Annotated in this window: 19 protein-coding genes; 5 read left to right on the forward strand and 14 right to left on the reverse strand. The window is 71.7% G+C overall.

The features are described 5' to 3' along the window. Nucleotides 1–78 precede the first annotated feature (78 nt). From A3IG_RS0102525 to A3IG_RS28330, 12 genes are all read right to left on the reverse strand, one after another. Nucleotides 79–1,203, reverse strand: a complete 1,125-nt coding sequence (locus A3IG_RS0102525) for an ABC transporter permease (RefSeq protein WP_018381978.1) — start codon at nt 1,201–1,203, stop codon at nt 79–81. Continuing rightward, nucleotides 1,200–2,957 carry an ABC transporter ATP-binding protein gene (locus A3IG_RS0102530; RefSeq protein WP_078499946.1) on the reverse strand — a complete coding sequence of 586 codons (1,758 nt, stop codon included), beginning with the start codon at nt 2,955–2,957 and terminating at the stop codon, nt 1,200–1,202. The genes A3IG_RS0102525 and A3IG_RS0102530 overlap by 4 nt, the downstream gene beginning before the upstream one ends. Before the next feature lie 335 nt (nt 2,958–3,292). Further along, entirely contained in the window at nt 3,293–4,342 is a 1,050-nt protein-coding gene (locus A3IG_RS0102535) for a BMP family lipoprotein (protein ID WP_018381980.1), read from the reverse strand. 208 nt (nt 4,343–4,550) lie between these two features. Next, complete coding sequence (locus A3IG_RS0102540; protein WP_407701003.1) at nt 4,551–5,828, reverse strand: amidohydrolase; 1,278 nt, start codon at nt 5,826–5,828, stop codon at nt 4,551–4,553. A 523-nt stretch (nt 5,829–6,351) separates the two neighbouring features. Further along, nucleotides 6,352–7,515, reverse strand: a complete 1,164-nt coding sequence (locus tag A3IG_RS0102550; RefSeq protein ID WP_018381983.1) for a hypothetical protein — start codon at nt 7,513–7,515, stop codon at nt 6,352–6,354. After that, nucleotides 7,512–8,522 (reverse strand): N-acetylneuraminate synthase family protein, encoded by a 1,011-nt coding sequence (locus tag A3IG_RS0102555; protein WP_018381984.1) that lies wholly within the window; start codon nt 8,520–8,522, stop codon nt 7,512–7,514. Before A3IG_RS0102555 ends, A3IG_RS0102550 begins: the two co-directional genes overlap by 4 nt. Continuing rightward, nucleotides 8,519–9,697: an acylneuraminate cytidylyltransferase gene (locus A3IG_RS0102560; protein ID WP_018381985.1), complete on the reverse strand. Its 1,179-nt coding sequence runs from the start codon at nt 9,695–9,697 to the stop codon at nt 8,519–8,521. The genes A3IG_RS0102555 and A3IG_RS0102560 overlap by 4 nt, the downstream gene beginning before the upstream one ends. 82 nt (nt 9,698–9,779) lie before the next feature. Further along, a complete protein-coding gene (locus tag A3IG_RS0102565; protein ID WP_407701004.1) occupies nt 9,780–11,150 on the reverse strand; it encodes a DUF6716 putative glycosyltransferase in 1,371 nt (456 codons plus the stop codon). Between the two features lie 94 nt (nt 11,151–11,244). Continuing rightward, nucleotides 11,245–11,388, reverse strand: coding sequence for a hypothetical protein (locus A3IG_RS34060; RefSeq protein ID WP_157862346.1), 144 nt, complete (start codon nt 11,386–11,388; stop codon nt 11,245–11,247). Nucleotides 11,389–11,487: 99 nt separating this feature from the next. After that, nucleotides 11,488–12,015: a gluconokinase gene (locus tag A3IG_RS0102570; RefSeq protein ID WP_020557893.1), complete on the reverse strand. Its 528-nt coding sequence runs from the start codon at nt 12,013–12,015 to the stop codon at nt 11,488–11,490. After that, on the reverse strand, nt 12,012–13,592 hold the full coding sequence (locus tag A3IG_RS0102575; protein WP_018381987.1) for an acyl-CoA mutase large subunit family protein: 1,581 nt from the start codon (nt 13,590–13,592) through the stop codon (nt 12,012–12,014). Before A3IG_RS0102575 ends, A3IG_RS0102570 begins: the two co-directional genes overlap by 4 nt. Before the next feature lie 293 nt (nt 13,593–13,885). Further along, nucleotides 13,886–15,457 carry a beta-N-acetylhexosaminidase gene (locus A3IG_RS28330; RefSeq protein ID WP_018381988.1) on the reverse strand — a complete coding sequence of 524 codons (1,572 nt, stop codon included), beginning with the start codon at nt 15,455–15,457 and terminating at the stop codon, nt 13,886–13,888. Nucleotides 15,458–15,748: 291 nt separating this feature from the next. On the opposite strand from A3IG_RS28330, the gene A3IG_RS28335 reads away from it, so the two are divergent. From A3IG_RS28335 to A3IG_RS0102610, 5 genes are all read left to right on the forward strand, one after another. Further along, on the forward strand, nt 15,749–16,264 hold the full coding sequence (locus A3IG_RS28335; protein ID WP_018381989.1) for a 2-oxo-4-hydroxy-4-carboxy-5-ureidoimidazoline decarboxylase: 516 nt from the start codon (nt 15,749–15,751) through the stop codon (nt 16,262–16,264). Between the two features lie 415 nt (nt 16,265–16,679). Further along, nucleotides 16,680–17,165, forward strand: a complete 486-nt coding sequence (sdhC, locus tag A3IG_RS0102595; protein ID WP_078499950.1) for a succinate dehydrogenase, cytochrome b556 subunit — start codon at nt 16,680–16,682, stop codon at nt 17,163–17,165. Between the two features lie 5 nt (nt 17,166–17,170). Then, nucleotides 17,171–17,641, forward strand: a complete 471-nt coding sequence (locus A3IG_RS0102600; protein WP_018381991.1) for a succinate dehydrogenase hydrophobic membrane anchor subunit — start codon at nt 17,171–17,173, stop codon at nt 17,639–17,641. Nucleotides 17,642–17,689: 48 nt separating this feature from the next. After that, nucleotides 17,690–19,432, forward strand: coding sequence for a succinate dehydrogenase flavoprotein subunit (gene sdhA, locus A3IG_RS0102605; protein ID WP_018381992.1), 1,743 nt, complete (start codon nt 17,690–17,692; stop codon nt 19,430–19,432). Beyond that, the gene (locus A3IG_RS0102610; protein ID WP_026219825.1) at nt 19,432–20,202 is read left to right on the forward strand and encodes a succinate dehydrogenase iron-sulfur subunit; all 771 of its coding nucleotides are present in this window, start codon (nt 19,432–19,434) and stop codon (nt 20,200–20,202) included. The genes sdhA and A3IG_RS0102610 overlap by 1 nt, the downstream gene beginning before the upstream one ends. A gap of 166 nt (nt 20,203–20,368) precedes the next feature. On the opposite strand, the gene A3IG_RS0102615 is transcribed toward A3IG_RS0102610, so the two are convergent. After that, complete coding sequence (locus A3IG_RS0102615) at nt 20,369–21,097, reverse strand: ArsR/SmtB family transcription factor (protein ID WP_018381994.1); 729 nt, start codon at nt 21,095–21,097, stop codon at nt 20,369–20,371. Between the two features lie 46 nt (nt 21,098–21,143). Beyond that, a partial coding sequence (locus A3IG_RS32260) for a zinc ribbon domain-containing protein (protein WP_158676897.1) occupies nt 21,144–21,356 on the reverse strand: 213 nt, incomplete at its 5' end.

Here is a 21,356-nt window from a genome sequence, read left to right on the forward strand (position 1 = left end):
TCGTCTTCCGCGCCGTCGGAGCCGCGGGAGCCTTGGGAGCCTTGGGGCTCGTGGTGGTCGTGGTCGTCGGCGTACTGGTCACGCCGCCACCTCCGTAACGTTGCGCCGCGCGGCCTGGGCGAGTTCCTCGCCCACGCGCTGTTGCTGGCGCCGCAGTCCGTAGCGGCGGACCAGCTCGTAGGCGACCACCACGGAGATCACGATCAGGCCCTGCATGATCGTGGCGATCTCCTTCTCGAACCCGTTGAAGTCCAGGTTCGGCGCGGAACGGTCGAGGAACGCCCAGAGCAGCGCGCCGAAGGCGATGCCCAGGGGGTTGTTGCGGCCGAGCAGGGCGATGGCGATGCCGGTGAAACCGACACCGGCCGGGAAGTCCGCCACGCCGTAGGAGTGGCTCTCGCCGAGTAGCTGCGGCATGCCGATCAGCCCGGCGATGCCGCCGGAGAGCAGCATGCTGTACAGCACCATGCGTTTGGTGTCCACGCCACTGGCGACCGCCGCGGACTCCGAGGCGCCGGCGGCCCGCAGGTCGAACCCGAAGGTGGTGCGGTTGAGCAGGTAGTGGAAGCCGATGCCGACGGCGACCGCGATGAAGATGAAGCCGTAGACCTCCATCGTCCGGCCGTCCACGTCCACCGGGATGCCGGGGAAGTCCGCCGAGTCGGCCAGCGGCTCGGTGGTCAGTTGGTCGCTGCCCTGGGGCAGCACGCCCAGCAGCGAGTCCCGCATCAGATAGGCGATCAGCGCCGTGGCCACGGCGTTCAGCATGATGGTGGAGACCACCTCGCTGACCCCGCGGTGGGTCTTCAGCACGCCCGCCACCCCGGACCAGACCGCGCCCACCAGGATCGCGGTGACCAGGATCAGGGTCATGTGCAACGGCCCGGGAAGGGTGACCGCGCCGCCGACCGCCGCGGCCAGCATGGCGGCGATCCGGTACTGGCCGTCCACCCCGATGTTGAACAGGTTCATCCGGAAGCCGATCGCCACCGCGACGGCCGCCAGGTAGTAGGTGGTGGCCCGGTTGAGGATGAGCACCTGGGTGTCGGCGTTGGCCGAGTACTCGAGCATCAGCCGGAACGCCTCGATCGGGTCCTTGCCCGAGGCCGCCACGATGCCCGAACTGAGCGCCATGGCCACCACGACCGCCAGAACGGGGGCGGCGAGCGCGAGGACCAGCTTCTCCTTGTCGATCCGCTTCATCGCTCCTCCCCCGTGTCCGCGGCCGCGTCTGGGCCCGTGTCGGGGCCCGCGTCGGGGCTCGTGTCGGGGCCCGCGTCAGGGCCCGTGTCGGGGCTCGTGTCGGCGCCGGCCCCGCTTCCGGGAGCGGCCGTGCCACCGGAGGGCGGTGCGCCCTCGGGGGCCGTGCCGCCTTCGGTGTCGGCGTCGCCCGGCTCGTGGTGTTCCAGGTGGCCCGCGGCGGCCCCGGTCATCGCGCTGCCCAGTTCCTGGGAGGTGACGGTGGCCGGGTCGGCGTCGGCGACCAGCCGTCCCCGGTACATCACCCGGATGGTGTCGGACAGGCCGATCAGTTCGTCGAGGTCCGCGGAGATCAGCAGCACCGCGAGGCCCTCGCGGCGCGCCGCCCGGATCTGGTCCCAGATCTGGGCCTGCGCCCCGACGTCCACGCCCCGGGTCGGGTGCGCGGCGATCAGCAGCCTGGGGTGGTGGCTCATCTCCCGGCCGACGATCAGCTTCTGCTGGTTGCCACCGGACAGCGACGCCGCGGTGACCTCGATGCCCGGGGTGCGCACGTCGTACTCCTCGACGATGCGCCGGGTGTCCGCCCGGGCCGCCCTGGGGTCGAGCCAGGGGCCCTTGCTGTTGGGGCTCTCCCCGACGTGGCCCAGGATGCGGTTCTCCCACAGCGGGGACTCGAGCAGCAGCCCGTGCCGGTGCCGGTCCTCGGGGATGTAGCCGACGCCGCCCTCGCGCCGGCGCCGGGTGGGCCACGCGGTCACGTCCTGCTCACCGAGGACCACCGTGCCCTCGTCGGCCGGGCGGGCACCGATCAGCACGTCGATCAGCTCCGTCTGGCCGTTGCCCTCCACCCCGGCGATGCCGAGCACCTCGCCACGGTGGATGGTGAAGGACACGCCGTCCAGCAGCCGGCGTCCGTTCTCGTCGCCGCCCAGGCCCAGCTCGGTGACGGTGAGCATCGGGGTGTCGGTGACGGTGGACTCGCGGGTCTGCGGGGACGGCAGTTCGCTGCCCACCATCAACTCGGCGAGCTGGCGGGCGTTGACGTCGCCGGGGAGCACCGAGGCGACGGTGGTGCCGCGCCGGATGACGGTGATCTCGTCGGCGACCGACAGCACCTCGTCCAGCTTGTGCGAGATGAAGATGACGGTGAGTCCCTCGGACTTCAGCTCCCGCAGGTTCGCGAAGAGCGCGTCCACCTCCTGGGGGACCAGGACCGCGGTGGGCTCGTCCAGGATCAGGATGCGGGCCCCCCGGTAGAGGACCTTGAGGATCTCCACCCGCTGCCGGTCGGCCACACCGAGGTCCTCGACCAGGGCGTCGGGCCGGATGCCGAGGCCGTAGGCGTCGGATATCTCCCGCATCCTGGCCCGCGCGGCGTCGCGGATGCCGTGCCGTTTCTCCGCGCCCAGGACGGTGTTCTCCAGCACGGTGAGGTTGTCGGCCAGCATGAAGTGCTGGTGGACCATCCCGATGCCCCGGGCGATGGCGTCGCTCGGGGTGTGGAGCGAGACCTGCTCGCCGTCGATGGCGATGGTGCCCTCGTCCGGCCGTTGCATGCCGTAGAGGATCTTCATCAGGGTGGACTTGCCGGCTCCGTTCTCGCCGACGATGGCGTGCACGGTGCCGCGGCGGACGGTGATGTCGATGTCGTGGTTGGCGACGACGCCGGGGAAGCGCTTGGTGATGCCGTGCAGTTCGACGGCTGTGGGCGGACTGCCGGCGAGGCCGCCGGCGTGGGCTCCGTCGGCTTTGATGGCGCACTCTCCAGGGGGTGGCGGGACGGGGCGGGTCAGGGTGCCTTGGCCGGGCAGCGCCGGCCCCGGCGCCCGGGCGGACCGGAGTCGAGCGGCGGACGTGGAGTCAACCGTCTGGGGAACGGCGGTGGTTCACGAGGGGACCGGGTTCCCGGCCGGTCTCCCGGTCGGGGCCGGGGCGTGCGCCGGGGCCCGGAGGAGGGGGACCGCCGCTCCTCCGGGCCGGTCCTGGGTGCCGGGGGTGCGGCGGGGGCCCGCCGCCGTGACGCCGAAGTCAGCCGTGCGGAGTGCCCGGGGCAGGTGGCGGTGCGTCGCGCCCCGGGCTCACCTGGGGCCTACGGCTTGTCGTTCACCTTGAGCTCACCGGAGATGATCTTCTCCTTGGCCGCCTCGATCTTCGTCACTGTCTCCTTCTTGGCGGCGAAGTCCGGGTTGGACACGGAGAAGCCCACACCGTCGTCCTTCAGGGAGAACTCGTGCACCCCGGTCATCGGCTTCTTGTCCTCCACGACGCTCTTGATGAAGTCGTAGACGGCGCCTGAGCAGTTCTTGGTCGCCGAGGTGAGGATGACGTTCTTGTAGGCGGCCAGGCTCTTCTGGTTGTACTGGTCCTGGTCCACGCCGATGGCCCACTTGTTCTTGGCCTGGGAGATGGTCTTGATCGCGCCGTCCCCCGAGGCGCCCGCGGCGGAGTAGATCACGTCCGCGCCGCTGTCCAACTGGCCCTTGGCCGCGTTGGCGCCCTCAGCCGGGTCACCGAAGCCCTTGCTGTAGTTCGGCGGGCTCGCCAGGTACTTGACCAGCACCTTGGTTCCCGGCTTGGCGTACTCCACGCCCTGCCGGTACCCCGCCTCGAACTTCTCGATCAGCGGCATCTTCACCCCGCCGATGAAGCCGACCTTTCCGGTCTTGGTCTCCAGCGCCGCCGCCATGCCGACGAGGAACGAGCTCTGTTCCTCGGTGAAGACCAGGTTGGCGATGTTGTCGCCGGTGTTGTCCGAGGCGTCCACCACCGCGAAGCTGGTCTTGGGGAACTGGTCGGCCACCTTCTTGACGGACTTGGAGTAGACGGCGCCGACGCCGATGACGGGGTTGTACCCCTCCTTGGCGAGCTGCGTCAGCCGCTGCACCTTGTCGTCCTCGGACTCGCCATCGCGGGGCGTCAGGGCCTTGCCCTTGATGTCGAACTCCTTCATCGCCTTCTCCATACCGGCGTATGAGGCGTCGTTGAAGGAGTTGTCTCCGCGGCCTCCGACGTCGAAGGCCAGGCCTATGCCCTTGTCCTTGGAGCCGCTGTCGTCGGAGCTGCTGCCGCCGCAGGCGGTAGCGGTGAGCGCGAGCGCCCCAGCGATCGTCACCGCGGCGAGCTTGGTTACCTGGCGCAACGGGTTTTCCCCCTCTGTGCATAGCGCGCCGTGGCGGCGCTGGTCGGCCGCAGCTTAACGCGCGTAGAACTAGGGGAAAGGGCTGCCGGTGGGAAACCCACACGCCGTTATCGGATCGTCGTCTTCCCGACGTTAACGCTCCACCGCGGTTGGGAGGATCCTCCCAACCGCGTAGTCGAGCTTCACTCGCTTGGTCCCTGAGTGGGCATCAGCCGTCGAGGAGGACGGCGGCGGTGAGGAGGTTCACCCCGACCTCGATCGCCTTCTCGTCCACGTCGAACGAGCCCTGGTGCAGGTCACGACGGGTTGTGTCACCGACGGGACGGACCCCCAACCGGGCCAGCGCACCGGGCACGTGCTCCAGGTACCAGGAGAAGTCCTCACCGCCCAGGCTCTGTTCGGTGTCCTCCACGGTGTGCGCACCGGCCCGGGCGGTCATCGCGTCCCGGAACAGCTCCGCGGAGCCGGGGTCGTTGACCACCGGGGGAACCCCGCGGTGGTAGGTCAGCTCCACCTTGGCCCGGTACATCGCGGCGATCTGGTCGATCACCTCGTGCACCAGGTCGGGAGCCTCCTGCCAGGCGGTGTGGTCCAGGCAGCGGACGGTGCCCTCGAGCTCGGCGTGCTGGGGGATGACGTTGCAGGCGTGGCCGCCGGTGATCCGACCCCAGACCAGGCTGAGCCCGCTGCGGGGGTCCACCCTGCGCGCCAGCACCGCCGGCAGCTCGGTGGCCATCTTCGCCATCGCCGTCACCAGGTCGGTGGTCAGGTGCGGGCGGGCGCTGTGCCCCCCGGGTCCGTCCAGGGCGATGACCAGCCGGTCACAGGCCGAGGTGATCGGACCGGGACGGATGCCGATGCGACCGACCTCCACCTTGGGGTCGCAGTGCAGGGCGAGGATGCGGCTCACACCGTCCAGGCCGTTCGCCTTGATCACGTCCAGGGCGCCACCGGGCAACTGCTCCTCGGACGGCTGGAACACCAACCGCACCGGCCGGTTCAGCACGCCGTCGCGGGCCAGCCCGGCCAGCACCAGGCCGGCGCCGAGCGCCACGGTGGTGTGCACGTCGTGCCCACAGGCGTGGGCGCGCCCGGGGATGGTGGAGCGGTAGGGCACGTTCTTGGTGTCCGGGATCGGCAGGGCGTCGATGTCGGCGCGCAACGCGATCCGGGGACGGTCCGCCGCGGAGGGGTCCACCGGGTCGATGTCACAGAGCAGCCCGGTGCCGCCGGGCAGGACCACCGGGCGCAGCCCCTCGAGCTCGAGGCGGGCCTTGAGGGAGATGGTGGTGCGGAACTCCTCACGTCCCAGCTCGGGGTTCATGTGCAGGTCACGCCGGAACTCGATCAGTTCGGCGTTGAGCTCCGCGGGCAGGACGCCGGGCAGGGCCGCCTCGGACGGGACGGGCGCTTGGGACTGCGCCCGGGCTTGCTCGGCCGGATCATCCTCTGGACGACCAGCCGCACCGGGAAGTGACTGGTTCACCCCCGACAGGTTAGGCCGCATGACCGCTCCAGTTGGGTGATCGACAAAATTTGCGCCATGGGAGTGAGAAAAGTTGCCCGCTTGGGGCATATCAAACATGACGCACGGGTAAGGGAAGCCTTTTGGGTCCGCTTGCGTCCTCGGTACTTCTGAGACTACTGCGGCACCCGCGTCAGGGGCGAACGCGCCAGCGTCGCTGTGCCGCCGTTCCACCGTGAGCCGAGCGTCTCGAAGCTCCCTCGAGGGCGCGCGGAAGGGGGTGTCACGGCCGACCCGGCGGCCACCGCACACCCTCCCGTTCCCCGTCGACCACGGCGCTGACTGCCCGTTGGAACGGTGGCGACCTCGGCCCGGCCCCCCGCGGGCCGGGGCCCCGGCCCGCGGGGGGACCGTCAACGGGACAGGCGCCACGACCCGAAAGTCACTCGTCCGGACTCACCCGAAAGGGGAGCGGACGTCCCCGAACGGCGCCCTGGGCGTCCCGCGGCCCCCCAGGGCGCCCGCGTAGCGGAGCAGGGCGGGATCAGGTGGCCGGGAGCCGGGTCGGCGCCCGGACGGCGTCGAGCCGCCGCGGGCCGCGGGCGGTGCCGACCACCGTGGCCAGGAACGACCTGGCCCGGTCGGACGCGGTGCTGGTCAACCAGGCCGGGTCCACGTCGAGGACCTCCACGGCGGCGCCCGTGCCGGCCAGCGCCACCGGCAGGGTGTGCACCACGGTGGAGGGGAAGCTGACGATCCTGGCGGCGGTCGGCCCGCGCCTGGCCTCCAGCTCCAGGGGCAGCTCGGGGCGGACGACCCGCACCCCGGTCCTTCCGGCGAGCACGGCCAACTTGTCGTCGTCCTCGCGGCGGTGCGCCAGGTAGCGGGTCACCCCCAGGGTGCGGACCAGGGTGGCGACGCCGTCGAGGTAGCGGTCCCGGTCCACCACCCCCGTCTCCACCAGTGAACTGCCCACCATGTCCACGCCCGGGGTGATCCGCGGCGGCCCGTAGCGGGACCGGGCCCAGTCGTAGGCGTTGACCGTGTGGAGGACGTCGGGGGGCGCGGTGACCGGCATCGAGCTGAACAACTCGATCCGCCGGCCGCGGCGCGGGCTGAGCAGCCGGGTCGCCCGGGCCGCCGAGGACCTGGCGTCCCCGGTGTGGTGCCAGCGCACCAGGGGCCGGCCCGCCCCGAGCAGGGAGACGAACTCCATGGTGGCGGTGCCGTCGTCCACCACGGTGATCTCCCGGGCGCCGCGGGCCAGCGGCAGCAGGGTCTGGGCGAGACCGGAGAACGGGTCACCGAGCACCAGGTGCCGCGCCGTGGCCACCGCGGGGGCCAGCGCCAGCAGGCAACGGGCGAGGGCCGACGCCGAACCCCGGGCCGGGTACCCACGCACGGGGTGGCCCTCGGCCCTGGCGAGGCCGGCCATGGCGATCAACTGACCGCGTCCGACCGCGTCGCTCGGCGGCAGCACCGCGATCCGCAGCGTCCCCTCCCCGCGGCCCTCGGCGTCGGGGGGGTCTTCGGGACGGCGGGCGGCCGTGGCCCCCTCGGGCCCCGGGGTGCGGGGCCCGGTCGGGCCCGTCGTCGGTGTGGTGGGGACGGTCGCCCCTCCGGCACCGCCGTCGCGGCGCCGGTGCGCCCACTCCAGCACGTTGAGCAACTGGACCGGGCTCTCCACCAGGGCCAGGGTGCCGGTCATGCCGGAACGCCCGCACCCTGTCGGGCCGCGGCGCCCCGCGCCCCGGACTCCCGGGGCCCGGACTCCCCGGACCCGGACTCCCCGGACCCCGCTTCCCGCGCCTCGGTCTCGGCGACGACCCCGGGGACCCGGCGCAGCTTGCGCATCGGGCCCAGTTCGCTGTCGTAGACCCGCTTCACCCCGTCGCCCAGCGACTTCTCCACGGTGCGGATGTCCCTGACCAGCCGCTGTAGCCCCTGGGGCTCCACGGACGCGGCCTGGTCCGACCCCCACATGGCCCGGTCCAGGGTGATGTGCCGTTCCACGAAGACCGCCCCGAGCGCGACCGCCGCCAGCGTGGTCTGCAACCCCACCTCGTGTCCCGAGTAGCCGATCGGCACGTTGGGGTACTCCTGCTGGAGCGTGTGCAGCATCCGCAGGTTGAGCTCCTCGGGCCGGGCCGGGTAGGTGCTCGTGGCGTGGCAGAGCACGATGTTCTCGCTGCCCAGGACCTCGACCGCGTGCCTGATCTGCCGCGGGGTGGACATGCCGGTGGACAGGATGACCGTGCGTGAGGTGGCCCGCATGGCGCGCAGCAGTTCGTCGTCGGTGAGCGAGGCCGAGGCCACCTTGTACGCCGGGACGTCGAACCGCTCGAGGAACTCCACGCTGGGCACGTCCCAGGGCGAGGCGAACCAGTCGATGCCGTGCTTGCGGCAGTACTCGTCGATGGCGGCGTAGCCCTGTTCGTCGAACTCGACGCGGTGGCGGTACTCGATGTAGGTCATCCGTCCCCACGGGGTGTCCCGCTCGACGTCCCACTGGTCCCGCGGGGTGCAGATCTCCGGGGTGCGTTTCTGGAACTTGACGGCGTCACAGCCGGCCTCGACGGCGATGTCGATCAGCCGGAACGCGTTCTCCAGGTCGCCGTTGTGGTTGATCCCTATCTCGCCGGTGACGTAGACCGGGCGGCCGGTGCCGACGAGTCGCTGCCCCAGGGTGCGCAGGCGTTGCGGGGAGCTGGTCATGAGTGGAGGTCCTTTCCGAGAATCCAGGAGGCGATCTCGCGTATCGCCCCGTGTCCGCCGGACGCGGCGGTGACCGAACGGGCGGCGGCGCGGACCACGCCGTGGGCGTCGGCGACCGCGACCGGCCAGCCGACGAGGTCGAAGCAGGGCAGGTCGTTGACGTCGTTGCCGACGTAGAGCACCCGTTCAGGAGCGACGCCCTGCTCCTGGCACCACTGTTTGAGCACCACGTCCTTGCGGTCCACCCCGTGCACCACGGGGACGCGCAGTTTGCGGGCCCGCGCGGCGACCACCGGGTTCTGCTCGCTGGACAGGATCAGGACGGGCAGCCCGGCCCGGCGCAGCGCGGCGATGCCGAGCCCGTCGCCGCGGTGCACCGCGACGGTCTCGCGCCCGTCGGCGTCCACGAGCACCCGGTCGTCGGTCTGGGTGCCGTCGAAGTCCAGGACCACGGCGTCGATGTCGCCCCGGCCGGGCAGGGCACCGCCGCCCCCGGTGTCGAGCAGCGGGGCCAGCGCGCGGGCCCGGTGCAGGTCCGCGGGTTCGTCGATCTCCAGTACGCGCGCCGGATCGGTCCGCACCAGCGCGGTCCTGCCGAAGAAGCGGTGCCCGGCGGCGCGCAGTCCCGCTGCGCGCATGGCGTAGGCGGCACCCGTCTCCAGCAGGTCGAGCGGCCGTTCCTGGCGGAGCTGACGGCCCGTCCGGTCGTGGTTGACCCCCTGTCCGTCACCGTCCACCGCGCGCCAGAGGAACCCGTGGAACGGAGCGACGGTCAGGGCGGTGTCCGCTCCGTCGTCCAGCACCGCGGCAGCGACCCCGTCCACGTCGGCGGCGGTGAGGAAGGGGCTGGTGCACTGCACCAGCAGCACCACCTCCGGGTCGGCGCCGTGCCGTGCCGCGAACTCGTCCATGGCGTGCAGCAGCGCGGACTCGCTGCTCGCACCGTCCCCGGCGATCCGCGCGGGACGCCGCACCACCTCCGCTCCGGCGCCGAGCGCGGCGTCGGCGATCGTCCCGTCGTCGGTGGAGACCACCACGTGGGTGGCCCGTCGGGCGGCCACACAGGCCCGGACGGCCCGCGCGACCAGCGGCGTGCCGCCGACCGGCAGCACGTTCTTCCCGGGGACTCCCTTGGACCCGCCCCTGGCGGGTATGACGGCCAGCACGGCACTCATCGGCTTCGCTCCTGGGGGAAGGACACGGATCGGGCGGCCCCTGCGGGCACGCCGCGCGTCCCGGCGGGACGGGCGAGGGGGGTCACAGCTCCCCCACCCGGCGGATCAGCGGGGCGACGCGTTGCACGCCGGAGCGGTAGGCCCAGCGGGCGCCGCCGCGCACGGCCCTGCGCACCGGCCCGGGGTCGGCGGGGGCGGTCGTGGCGGGCTGGTCCCGCAGCGGCCCACCGGTGGGGTCCAGGCCGTAACGCGCCAGGAGGCCGGGGAGGTAACCGCCGGCCACGGCCGGGGTGTAGTAGGTGCGCAGGGCCGGGGCGGGCCTGGTGCCGGCGACCAGGCGCACCCGTTCCCTGGCGGCGGCGAACGGGTCCGTGCCCGGGGTGACCCCGTGCCGGGCGAGCCAGTCCGGGTCGGCCCGCGGGACGTGGCCCTGGTCCAGCCGGTCCCAGGAGGTCAGGCAGCCGGAGCCGAGGAAGTGGTGGTTGCCGAGGGCCTCGCGCACCCCGAGGTCGGCGAGGACCGCGGTGGGGACGCCGCGGTGCATCGACTCCAGCGCGGCGGTGGAGCTGACGGTCACCATCAGGTCCGTGCGGTCCAGGACGTCGCCCATGTTCCCGTAGACCAGGCGCAGGTTGTCCGGGCGGTCCGCGAGCCGGCGGACCAGCTTCTGGTAGGGGCTCTCCTCCAGGTGCGTGGTGTGCTCCCCCGGCTTGCTGCGCAGCTTGACCAGCACGTCCCGGTCCGGGTGCCGTCGTGCGTGGTCCGCGGCGCGGCGCAGCAGGTACATCCGGTCGCGGGGGTCACCGGGGACGCTGGGCTGCACCGCGAACGTCACGGTGAACGGCCGGTCGTCGCCGGGCGCGTACGGCTGGCCGCCGAGGAACGGCAGCGACGTCTCCACTACGGCGTCGGGGTCCAGGCCCACACCGGCGTAGACGGCGCGGAAGCGCTGGGCGTCGTGGGCGCCGTTGGCGAGCACCAGGTCGGCACCGGCGCGCAGCAGCAACCCGTCGGTGAGCTTCTCGTAGACCACGCCGACGTATCCGGTGACCACCACCGGCCGCTGCTCCTGCCCGTGCCAGACCCGTCCGAGGCCGTGCAGCACCGCCTGGACGGCGCCGCCGACCAGGGAGAGCACCACCACGTCGGGCCGCGGCCCGGACCCGGGGCCGAGCTCGTGCAGGAACCGGGCCGTGGTCACCTCGTCCAGCGAGGCGGGGTCGACGCCGACCTCCCGCAACTGCCGCACGGTGGGGGTGGCCCGGCCGCGCAGCAGCCTGCCGTGCAGCTCGGCTCCGGGGGCGAGCTGTCTGGCGATCAGGGCTCCCCACTTCCAGCGCGTGTCCGAGTCGGCGAGGACGAGGACCCTGGCGTGCTGCGCGGTGGGGCTCGGTGGGCTTGCTGGCACGCCTCGGAGCGTAGGAAGCGATTCCAATACTCCGTGCAACGACATCTGTACGCGCGATGAACAGCACGCCGCGACGAGCGGAACGCCCCCCGGGGGCGTCAGCGGGTCCGCGGGTGTGCCCGCGGGGCCCGCGGGGACGTCAGTCGGGTACCTGCTGGGCCACGCATCCGACGGCGATGACGGCGAGGATGAAGTAGGCGAGGAGCAGGCCGGGGAGGCAACTGAAACGGGACCCCGGAGAGGGCTCGGCGGGCCGCCGGGCCTTGGTGCGTGGTGCGTTCACGACCTCTACAACGCGGCGACGGCCACCGGTGATGTGGGATCAGTTGACCGTCTCAGCAGCCGGACCGCCGCGGCGGGCGACACGGCGGGCGGCCCCTCCTCACCGGGTGCGCAGCACGGCGGCGACGCGGTCGGCGATCACTGCGGGCGCCTGGCTGACGTCCTCGGCGGTGCCGCGTTCGTCCGGCTCCAGGGGTTGCAGGTCGCGGAGCTGCGACCGGAGCATCCCCGTCTTCATGAAGTGGCCGCGCCGTCCGTCGAGTCTGGCGGCGATCAGGTCGGGGTCGCCGTGCAGGTACAGGAAGAACACGTCGGGGTTGTGCGTCCGCAGCCGGTCGCGGTAGCAGCGCTTGAGCGCGGAGCACCCGACCACCCCGCCGGTGGTCCCGCGGTGGGCCGTCCACGCGCCGACGGCGTCCAGCCAGGGCTCCCGGTCGGCGTCGTCCAGGGGCTTGCCCGCGGACATCTTGGCGATGTTCGCCGGCGGGTGGAAGTCGTCGGCGTCGGCGAACGGCACCGCGAGCAACTCGGCGAGGAGCCGGCCCACGGTGCTCTTCCCCGTCCCCGCCACGCCCATCACCACCACCACGGGCAGGACCGGGGTCGGCGTCCCACTGATGTCGATCACACTCCTTCCGAGGGGACGTAGGTGCCCCAGACCTCGCGCAGGGCGTTGCAGACCTCGCCGACGGTGGCCCTGGCGGCGAGCGCCCGCTTCATGGGCGGCAGGACGTTGTCGGTGCTGCGGGCGGCGGCGCGCAGGGCGTCCAGGGCGCCGGTGACGGCGGCGTTGTCCCGGTCGGCGCGGAGTTTGGCGAGGCGGTCGGCCTGCTGCCGTTCGATGGCCGGATCGACCCGCAGCGGCTCGTACGGTTCCTCCTCGTCCAGGGTGAACCGGTTGACACCGACCACGACGCGTTCGCCGGAGTCCTGTTCCTGGGCGATGCGGTAGGCATTCCGCTCGATCTCGTTCTTCTGGTAGCCCCGTTCGATCGCGTTGACCGCGCCGCCGAGCTCCTCCACGGTGGCCATCAGCTCCACCGCCGCGGCCTCCACCTCGTCGGTCATCCGTTCCATCACGTAGGAGCCGGCGAACGGGTCCACGGTGGCGGTGACGTCGGTCTCGTAGGCCAGGACCTGCTGGGTGCGCAGGGCGAGCCGGGCGGCCTTGTCGGTGGGCAGCGCGATGGCCTCGTCGAAGGAGTTGGTGTGCAGGGACTGGGTGCCGCCGAGGACCGCGGCCAGGCCCTGGACGGCGACCCGGACCAGGTTCACCTCGGGCTGCTGGGCGGTGAGCGCCACCCCGGCGGTCTGGGTGTGGAAGCGCAGCATCTGCGACTTCGGGTTGCGGGCCCCGAACTCCTCCCTCATCACCCGGGCCCAGATCCGGCGGGCGGCGCGGAACTTGGCCACCTCCTCGAGGATGGTGGTGCGGGAGACGAAGAAGAACGACAGCCGGGGTGCGAAGTCGTCGACGTCCATGCCCGCCGCGAGGGCGGTGCGCACGTACTCGATGCCGTTGGCCAGGGTGAAGGCGATCTCCTGGGCCGGGCTGGCGCCGGCCTCGGCCATGTGGTAGCCGGAGATCGAGATCGTGTTCCACTTGGGGACCTCGGCCCGGCAGTACTGGAATATGTCGGCGATCAGCCGCAGTGAGGGCTTGGGCGGGAAGATGTAGGTGCCGCGGGCGATGTACTCCTTGAGCACGTCGTTCTGGATGGTGCCGGTGAGCCGTCCGGCGGGGATGCCCTGCTCCTCGGCGACGAGTTGGTAGAGCAGCAGGAGCAGCGCGGCCGGCGCGTTGATCGTCATCGAGGTGGAGACCTGGTCCAGCGGGATGCCGTGGAACAGCACCCGCATGTCCTCGATCGAGTCGATGGCCACCCCGACCTTGCCCACCTCGCCGTGGGCCAGCGGCGCGTCGGAGTCGTGCCCCATCTGGGTGGGCAGGTCGAAGGCGACGGAAAGGCCCATGGTGCCGTTGGCGATGAGCTGCTGGTACCGGGCGTTGGACTCCACCGCGGTGCCGAACCCGGCGTACTGCCGCATCGTCCACGGCCGTCCGGTGTACATGGTCGGGTAGACGCCGCGGGTGAACGGGTACTGCCCCGGCTCGCCCAACTGGACCGCCGGGTCCCAGCCGGTCAGTGCCTCGGGGCCGTACACGGGCTCGATGGGCAGTCCCGACTCCGACTGGTGTGTCATAGGTATCCCAGCCTTCCACTCGTCTCCGTGCCGCGCGTGCCGGTCGCCGCGCGTTCCCCGTGCGCACCCGCCGGTTTCCGGTGATCCACCGTTTCCCCGTGCGCACCACTGAGCCGGTGTGGTCGTCCACCGCTCGGGGCGGACTGTAGTCCCGACGTCTCGGCCGTGGAGGGAGGCCGGCTGGGACGTTGCTCACACCGGGCGGCGCCGTCCGTCGCCACGCCCGCCCCGGAACTGACGGTACCGGCGCGGGGGGCGCGGCACGGGCGCGGAGGACGGGCGTGTCCCGCCCCTCAGTCGCCGTCCACCCGGTCGGCGAGCCGGACGAAGGAGGTCCACGGCAGCGAGGGCGGCTCCGGGTCCCACACCCGCTGGGCGAGGGCGCGCAGCGGCATCCGGATGCCCCGGGCCACCTGCGCCTCGGTCTGGGCGTCGGAGAAGTCGCACCACACGGCGAGCCGGCCGCCGAGCACCTGGTCCGGTCCCGCCAGGTCCCGGGGGACGGGCCGGGTGCCGCGCAGCACCGCGGGCGACCACTGGCGGTAGATCCGCTCACCGGTGGGATACGTGAAGTTGTTGGGCTCACCGAGGACGTAGTAGAGGAACTCGTCGTTGACGTTGACCACGGGCCGCCCCGCGCGGAGGAACTCCTGCGGTTCCCGCTGCCCGAACTCCCGGCCCGTCCAGTACTCCACCTCCCGGTCCCGGTCGGCGGCGACCCGGGGCCCGGAGTGGAAGCCGTCGTTCCAGGCCTTGGCCTGCTTGCCGACCGCCCGGACCGTGTCCTGCCGGTCGTTGAGCCAGCCGGTGGCCGCGTCGGCGACCGTGGCGTCCGGCCCGAAGCGGCGGCGGGCGTCGGCGGCGAGCTGCGGGTAGGAGCGCTCCGGGTCCTCGGCCCGCAGCGCCAGGTACTCGTCCCCGCCCAGGTGCCAGTAGCGCCCGGGGAACAGGTCGGCGTACTCCCGGATCAGGTCGTCCACCAGCCGGCCGGCCGCGGGTTGGGAGATGTCCACCGCACCGCGCAGCGGGGTCCCCGTCACGTCCCTGAGCTGGAGCTCGGGGTGGGCCCTGAGCACCGCACCGAGGTGTCCGGGGCTGTCGATCTCCGGAACGACGGTGATGTGCCGGGAGCGGGCGAGGGCGACGATGCCCCGGACCTCGCGCTTGGTCAGGTGCCGGGCCGAGACGATCTCGGGGTGGCTGCTGCTCTCCACCCGGAATCCCTGGTCGTCGGAGAGGTGCAGGTGGAGCTGGTTGAGCTTGAGGTCGCCCATCTCGCGCACCCGGGCCCTGAGCCACGCGGCGGTGAAGTGCTTGCGGGCGATGTCCACGGACAGGCCCCGCTGCGGACGGTCGGGGTGGTCCTCGGCCACGCCCGGGGGGACGTGGCCGCGGGCGCGCAGGGCCTGCAGGGCGGTCCTGGTGCCGTAGAAGACGCCGGCGTCGGTGCTGCCGGTGATGACCAGGCGGCCACGGCGGCTGTCCATCCGGTAGCCCTCGGGCGGGGCGCTGCCCGCTTCGAGGACCAGGCGCACGTCGCCCTCCCGCGGCGGCGTTCCCCCGTCCGGCCCCGCCGCGGTGACGTCCAGCTCGCCGGCGAGCAGCCGGGCCTCGTCAACCAGTTCCGCGGACCCGGCGATCACCCGGGTGCCGGGCCTCGGCCACCAGCCACGGCCGGAGTCGCTGCCGGTGAACGAGCGCACCGACGGGATCGTCGCCAGCGGGGCCGTGCCCCGGGGCAGCGGCGCGGTGGTGGGCGGGGCGGGCTCGGGAGAGGGGCTCGGGGGCCGGGAGGACGGGGCGGCGGAGCTGGCTGAGGGGGTGGGCGAGGAGGAACTGTCGCAGGCACCGGCCGTCAGGACCATCAGCCCACTGACCATTCCCATGGCGAGAGCACGGGAAGGGGCCAGAAGGGCATTTCGTAGCATAGTCACAACTATAGGACCGATGAGGGTCACGCCCTCCGCCAAGGAACGCGGTCCGACACATCACACATTCCCGAGCGGGTGAATTTCAGACGGTCCCCAACCGGGGGTGCTTGAGGCACACTAGAGTGAGCCAACTCACAACTCCCTCCCCCCAGCGCCGTGTTGTCCCCACGGCCCTGCTTCCCACCCCGTCCAGCCCGGGAGGTTCCGCTGATCCCCACGACACCGGTGCCCGCCCCCACAGGGCTGCACCGCTTCAACACCGCATCCCCGAGTGTCGCCGAGGCAGCCCTGCTCGGCTGTTGCGGCTCGCGCCGCTGGGCCACCCACATCATCGACCGCCGCCCCTACCCGGACATGGCCACGCTCCTCGTCACCGCCGACGAGGCGGCCCGCGCGATGACCGAGGCCGACCTCAGCGAGGCCCTCGCCGACGAGAGCCAGGCCCCACAGCCCCTGACCGGCCTGCGCCTCCACGGGAACCAGGCCGCCCACACCGCACTGCGCGCCGCGCACGCCGCCTACGAGAGCCGGTTCGGGCACGCCTTCGTGGTGAGCCTCGACGGCTGCCCGCCGGAGGAGGTACTCGATCGGGTCCTCACCTCCCTGCACACCCGGCTCTACCACACCCCCGAGCAGGAGCGCCCGGTCGCCGCCCGAGAGCTGCACCGGATCGCCCGGAACCGCCTCGAGCACCTGATCGCATCCCCCACCCTGACCGGCAGCGGCTCACCCGCCACCTGACCCACCGGTCGGCCGCGGGCGCCACCGAGGCATCCCCTCACCCCCAGCGGTCCGGCACCCCCGGCGCGACCCGCGCACAGGCGTCCGGCACGGACCCCCACACATGGACGGCCCCGACCTCCGGAGCCGAACTCCGATCGGCCGGCCTCCGGAACGCCCGAACGATCCCGAACAGGACTGACACCTCCGGGCGCCGGAACCACTCGAACACCAGAACGAATTGCTTCGCCGATGGCGGCCCCGACGGTCACGACCGCCGACCACCCTCACGTTCCCCACCCATCGGCTGTTCGCCGCACCACCGGCGCCCGCCGAGCCCCGGGCGCGCCGACCACGGCCGGCGCGCCCGGCACGATCCAGTTGACCCGCGAGTGCGGGGTTGATCACACCTCGACCACCCCGAGGGCTTGACGCGATGACGCGTCGCTACGATGGCAGGGGCCGGTGGTCCGTAATCCGGCCGGGCCCGACCGACAGTGAAGCCGGCAGGCCCTTGTCCCCGCACCCGGAGGGTATTTCCGTGCCGGCTGGAACGCTGTACCGCGGCCGGGAAGGCATGTGGTCCTGGGTGGCTCATCGAGTCACCGGCGTCACCATCTTCTTCTTCCTGTTTGTGCACGTCCTCGACACCGCGCTGGTTCGGGTCTCCCCCGAGGCTTATGACACCGTCATCGCCAGCTACAAGACACCGCTCGTCTCCCTGATGGAGTACGGGCTGGTCGCGGCCGTCCTGTTTCACGCGCTGAACGGTCTTCGGCTGATCGCCGTTGACTTCTGGGGCAACGGCCCGAGGTACCAGCGCCAGATGCTGTGGACGGTGATGGGCATCTGGCTCGTGCTGATGGCTGGTGCGGCCTACCCGGTCCTGCACCACGCCGCCGAAATCCTGTTCGGGGAGTGACGACCATGTCGGTGGAATCCTCGGTGGACCTGACCGCCTCCAGCGCCGCCTACGGCCCGGACAACCCGGCTCCGGTCATCGAGCCGCCCCGGGCCCGGACGAAGCGCACGCCCCGCAACCGGCGCACCAACTTCGAGATGCACGCCTGGCTGTTCATGCGGCTGTCGGGCATCGTCCTCGTGGTCCTGGTCATCGGCCACTTGCTGATCCAGCTCGTGCTGGACGGCGGCGTCTCCCGGATCGGCTTCGCCTTCGTGGCCGGCCGTTGGGCATCGCCGTTCTGGCAGGTCTGGGACCTGCTGATGCTGTGGCTCGCCATGATCCACGGCACCAACGGCATGCGGACGGTCATCAACGACTACGCCGAGCGGGACAACACCCGGTTCTGGCTGAAGATGCTGCTGTACACCGCCTCGGTGTTCACCATCCTGCTAGGCACCCTGGTGATCTTCACCTTCGACCCGAACATCCGCTAGGGCCGGGCCCACCCCCCTTGCCTGGCTCTAGATAGGGGACGCGACCTCATGCAGATCCACAAGTACGAGACCATCATCGTCGGCGCGGGCGGCGCCGGCATGCGCGCCGCGATCGAGGCCACCAAGCGCAGCCGCACCGCCGTGCTGACGAAGCTCTACCCCACCCGCTCCCACACCGGCGCCGCCCAGGGCGGCATGGCCGCCGCCCTGGCGAACGTCGAGGAGGACAACTGGGAGTGGCACACCTTCGACACGATCAAGGGCGGTGACTACCTGGTCGACCAGGACGCCGCCGAGATCCTGGCGAAGGAGGCCATCGACTCGGTCCTGGACCTGGAGAAGATGGGCCTGCCGTTCAACCGGACCCCGGACGGCACCATCGACCAGCGTCGGTTCGGAGGCCACACCCGCAACCACGGCGAGGCCGCGGTACGCCGTTCGTGCTACGCCTCGGACCGCACGGGTCACATGATCCTCCAGACGCTGTACCAGAACTGCGTCAAGGAGGGCGTGGAGTTCTTCAACGAGTTCTACGTCCTGGACCTGCTCATCAACGAGGGCCGGACGGCCGGCGTGGTCGCCTACGAGCTGGCCACCGGTGAGATCCACATCTTCCAGGCGAAGGCCGTCGTGTTCGCCTCCGGCGGCTGCGGCAAGTTCTTCAAGGTGACCTCGAACGCGCACACCCTGACCGGTGACGGGCAGGCCGTGGCGTTCCGGCGGGGGCTGCCGCTGGAGGACATGGAGTTCTTCCAGTTCCACCCGACGGGCATCTGGCGGATGGGCATCCTGCTCACCGAGGGTGCCCGGGGTGAGGGCGGCATCCTGCGGAACAAGGACGGCGAGCGCTTCATGGAGCGCTACGCGCCGGTGATGAAGGACCTGGCCTCCCGTGACGTGGTCTCCCGGGCGATCTACACCGAGATCCGCGAGGGCCGCGGCTGCGGGCCGGACGGCGACCACGTCTACCTGGACCTGACCCACCTGCCGCCCGAGCAGTTGGACGCCAAGCTCCCCGACATCACCGAGTTCGCCCGCACCTACCTGGGCATCGAGCCCTACACGGACCCGATCCCGATCCAGCCCACCGCGCACTACACCATGGGCGGCATCCCGACCAACGTCGAGGGCGAGGTCCTGTCCAACAACACCGACGTGGTGCCCGGCCTGTACGCGGCCGGCGAGGTGGCGTGCGTCTCCGTGCACGGCGCCAACCGCCTGGGCACCAACTCGCTGCTGGACATCAACGTCTTCGGCCGCAGGGCGGGCATCGCCGCCGCGGCGTACGCGGCCACCCACGAGTACGTGGAGCTCCCCGAGAGCCCCGAGTCCGAGGTGGTGCGCATGGTGGAGGACCTGCGCCAGAGCACCGGCAGCGAGCGGGTCTCCGAGATCCGCACCGCGCTGCAGGAGACCATGGACGTCAACGCGATGGTCTTCCGCACCGAGGCGACGCTGAAGCAGGCCGTGGCCGACATCGCCGAGCTCAAGGAGCGCTACAAGCGGGTCTCGGTGCAGGACAAGGGCCGCAGGTACAACACCGACCTGCTGGAGGCGGTGGAGCTGGGCAACCTGCTCGACCTCGCCGAGGTCCTCGCGGTGTCCGCACTCGCCCGCAAGGAGTCCCGCGGCGGTCACTACCGCGAGGACCACCCCAACCGGGACGACGTCAACTTCATGCGGCACACCATGGCGTACCGCGAGGAGGGCGCCGACGGGACCGTGTCGATCCGACTCGACTACAAACCGGTCGTGCAGACCCGCTACCAGCCGATGGAGCGTAAGTACTGATGAGCACAGCAACGGTGGACCAGCCGGCGGACGCCGCCCCCGCGGCGGCCCCCTCCGTCGACCGGATCGCGATCACGGTGCGGGTGCGTCGGTTCAACCCCGAGGTGTCCGCGGAATCCGCCTGGGTCGACTACCAGATCGAGATGGACCCCAAGGAGCGGGTCCTGGACGCCCTGCACAAGATCAAGTGGGAGATCGACGGCACCCTGACCTTCCGCCGCTCCTGTGCGCACGGCATCTGCGGTTCCGACGCCATGCGGATCAACGGCCGCAACCGGCTCGCCTGCAAGACCTTGATCAAGGACATCAACCCGGACAAGCCGATCACCGTCGAGCCGATAAAGGGCCTCACGGTCCTGAAGGACCTCGTGGTGGACATGGAGCCGTTCTTCCAGGCGTACCGGGACGTGATGCCGTTCCTGATCACCACGGGGAACGAGCCCACCCGGGAGCGCCGCCAGTCGGCGAAGGACCGGGAGCGCTTCGACGACACCACCAAGTGCATCCTGTGCGCGGCGTGCACCAGTTCCTGCCCGGTCTTCTGGAACGACGGGCAGTACTTCGGCCCGGCGGCGATCGTCAACGCGCACCGCTTCATCTTCGACTCCCGGGACGAGGGCGGCGAGCAGCGCCTGGAGATCCTCAACGAGCAGGAGGGGGTGTGGCGCTGCCGGACCACCTTCAACTGCACGGACGCCTGCCCCCGGGGGATCGAGGTCACCAAGGCGATCCAGGAGGTCAAGCGGGCCCTGATCACGCGCCGCTTCTGATCGTCCACCTGTTCTGACGGCACGGGGCCGGCGCGGGGTGCGCGCCGGCCCCGTGCCGCTCCCGCGGGGCACTGCGCGAAGGCTGTGCCGCGAGGGGCCGCAAGAACGACGATCAGGGACAGGTCCGGCATGCCCCCGGGCGGTGGTCCTGGTCTCCCAGGTCCACTCACTCCTGCGACAGGCACTCCTCGGACATGCCGAGGTGGCGGCGGAGTGCCTGTCGGCCGACGGTGGTGACGGCGACGGCGCGCGTGGTACCGACGGGAGTGATCCAACCCGCGTCGAACGCGTGACGGCACAGAGCGGCACCGACGGCACCGGCCAGGTGGGGGCGGCGTTCGGTCCAGTCCAGGCATGGCCGTACCGCCGGTCGGCGCGTGCTGGTCGGGACGGTGATGCCGAGGTCTGCGAGCCAGGTCGCTCCGGCGCTGGTGAGCCCGAGTCCGCGCTCCAGGTCCAGCAGCCTCCGCTCGAGCATCGCATCGGTGATCGCGACCCCCACGGTCCCGGCGAGGTGGTCGTAGCAGGTGCGGGCGTGGGCGAGGGCCTGTCGGCGGCCAGCCGCCGACAGGGAGCGGGGTGCCGGGGTGCGCTCGGGTGCCATCGCGGCGAGGCTCTCGATCAGCTCGGCGACGTGCGGACCAGCCAGGCGCACGTAGCGGTGGCGACCCTGCCGTTCCTCGACCAGCAGGTTCCCCCGGACGAGCGCGTGCAGGTGCTCAGTCGCTGTCGAGGGCGCCACCCCCACATGACGTGCCAGTTCCGTCGCTGTCCAAGCCCGGCGGTCGAGCAGGGCCAGACAGATGCCTGCCCGCGTGCCATCGGCCAGAAGTTTCGCCACGGAGGCCAGATCGGGGCCGGCCACCTGTGCGCGCCGCATGTCCATGCGGTCCATTGTCACCCTTGAATCCTCCCCTCCCTGAAGGGAGGGGATTCCTGGCTCAGGCTGCCTCCGGGAGCAGCGCTCCCGGGGGTCTTGCGCCCTCAGCGCCAGCCGGGTTGAGACCAGCCCGGACCAGCATCACGCGTGCGGAGTTCTTGTCCCTGGGGGACACGGCTGCGCACGCGGTGCAGGCGTAGGTACGTTCCGAAAGAGGCAGTGCGTGCTTGGTTCTCGCTCCGCACGACGCGCAGTCCATGGTGGTGTGCGCGGG

It is taken from the genome of Wenjunlia vitaminophila DSM 41686 (assembly GCF_000380165.1).
In the GTDB taxonomy this organism is placed as follows: domain Bacteria; phylum Actinomycetota; class Actinomycetes; order Streptomycetales; family Streptomycetaceae; genus Wenjunlia; species Wenjunlia vitaminophila.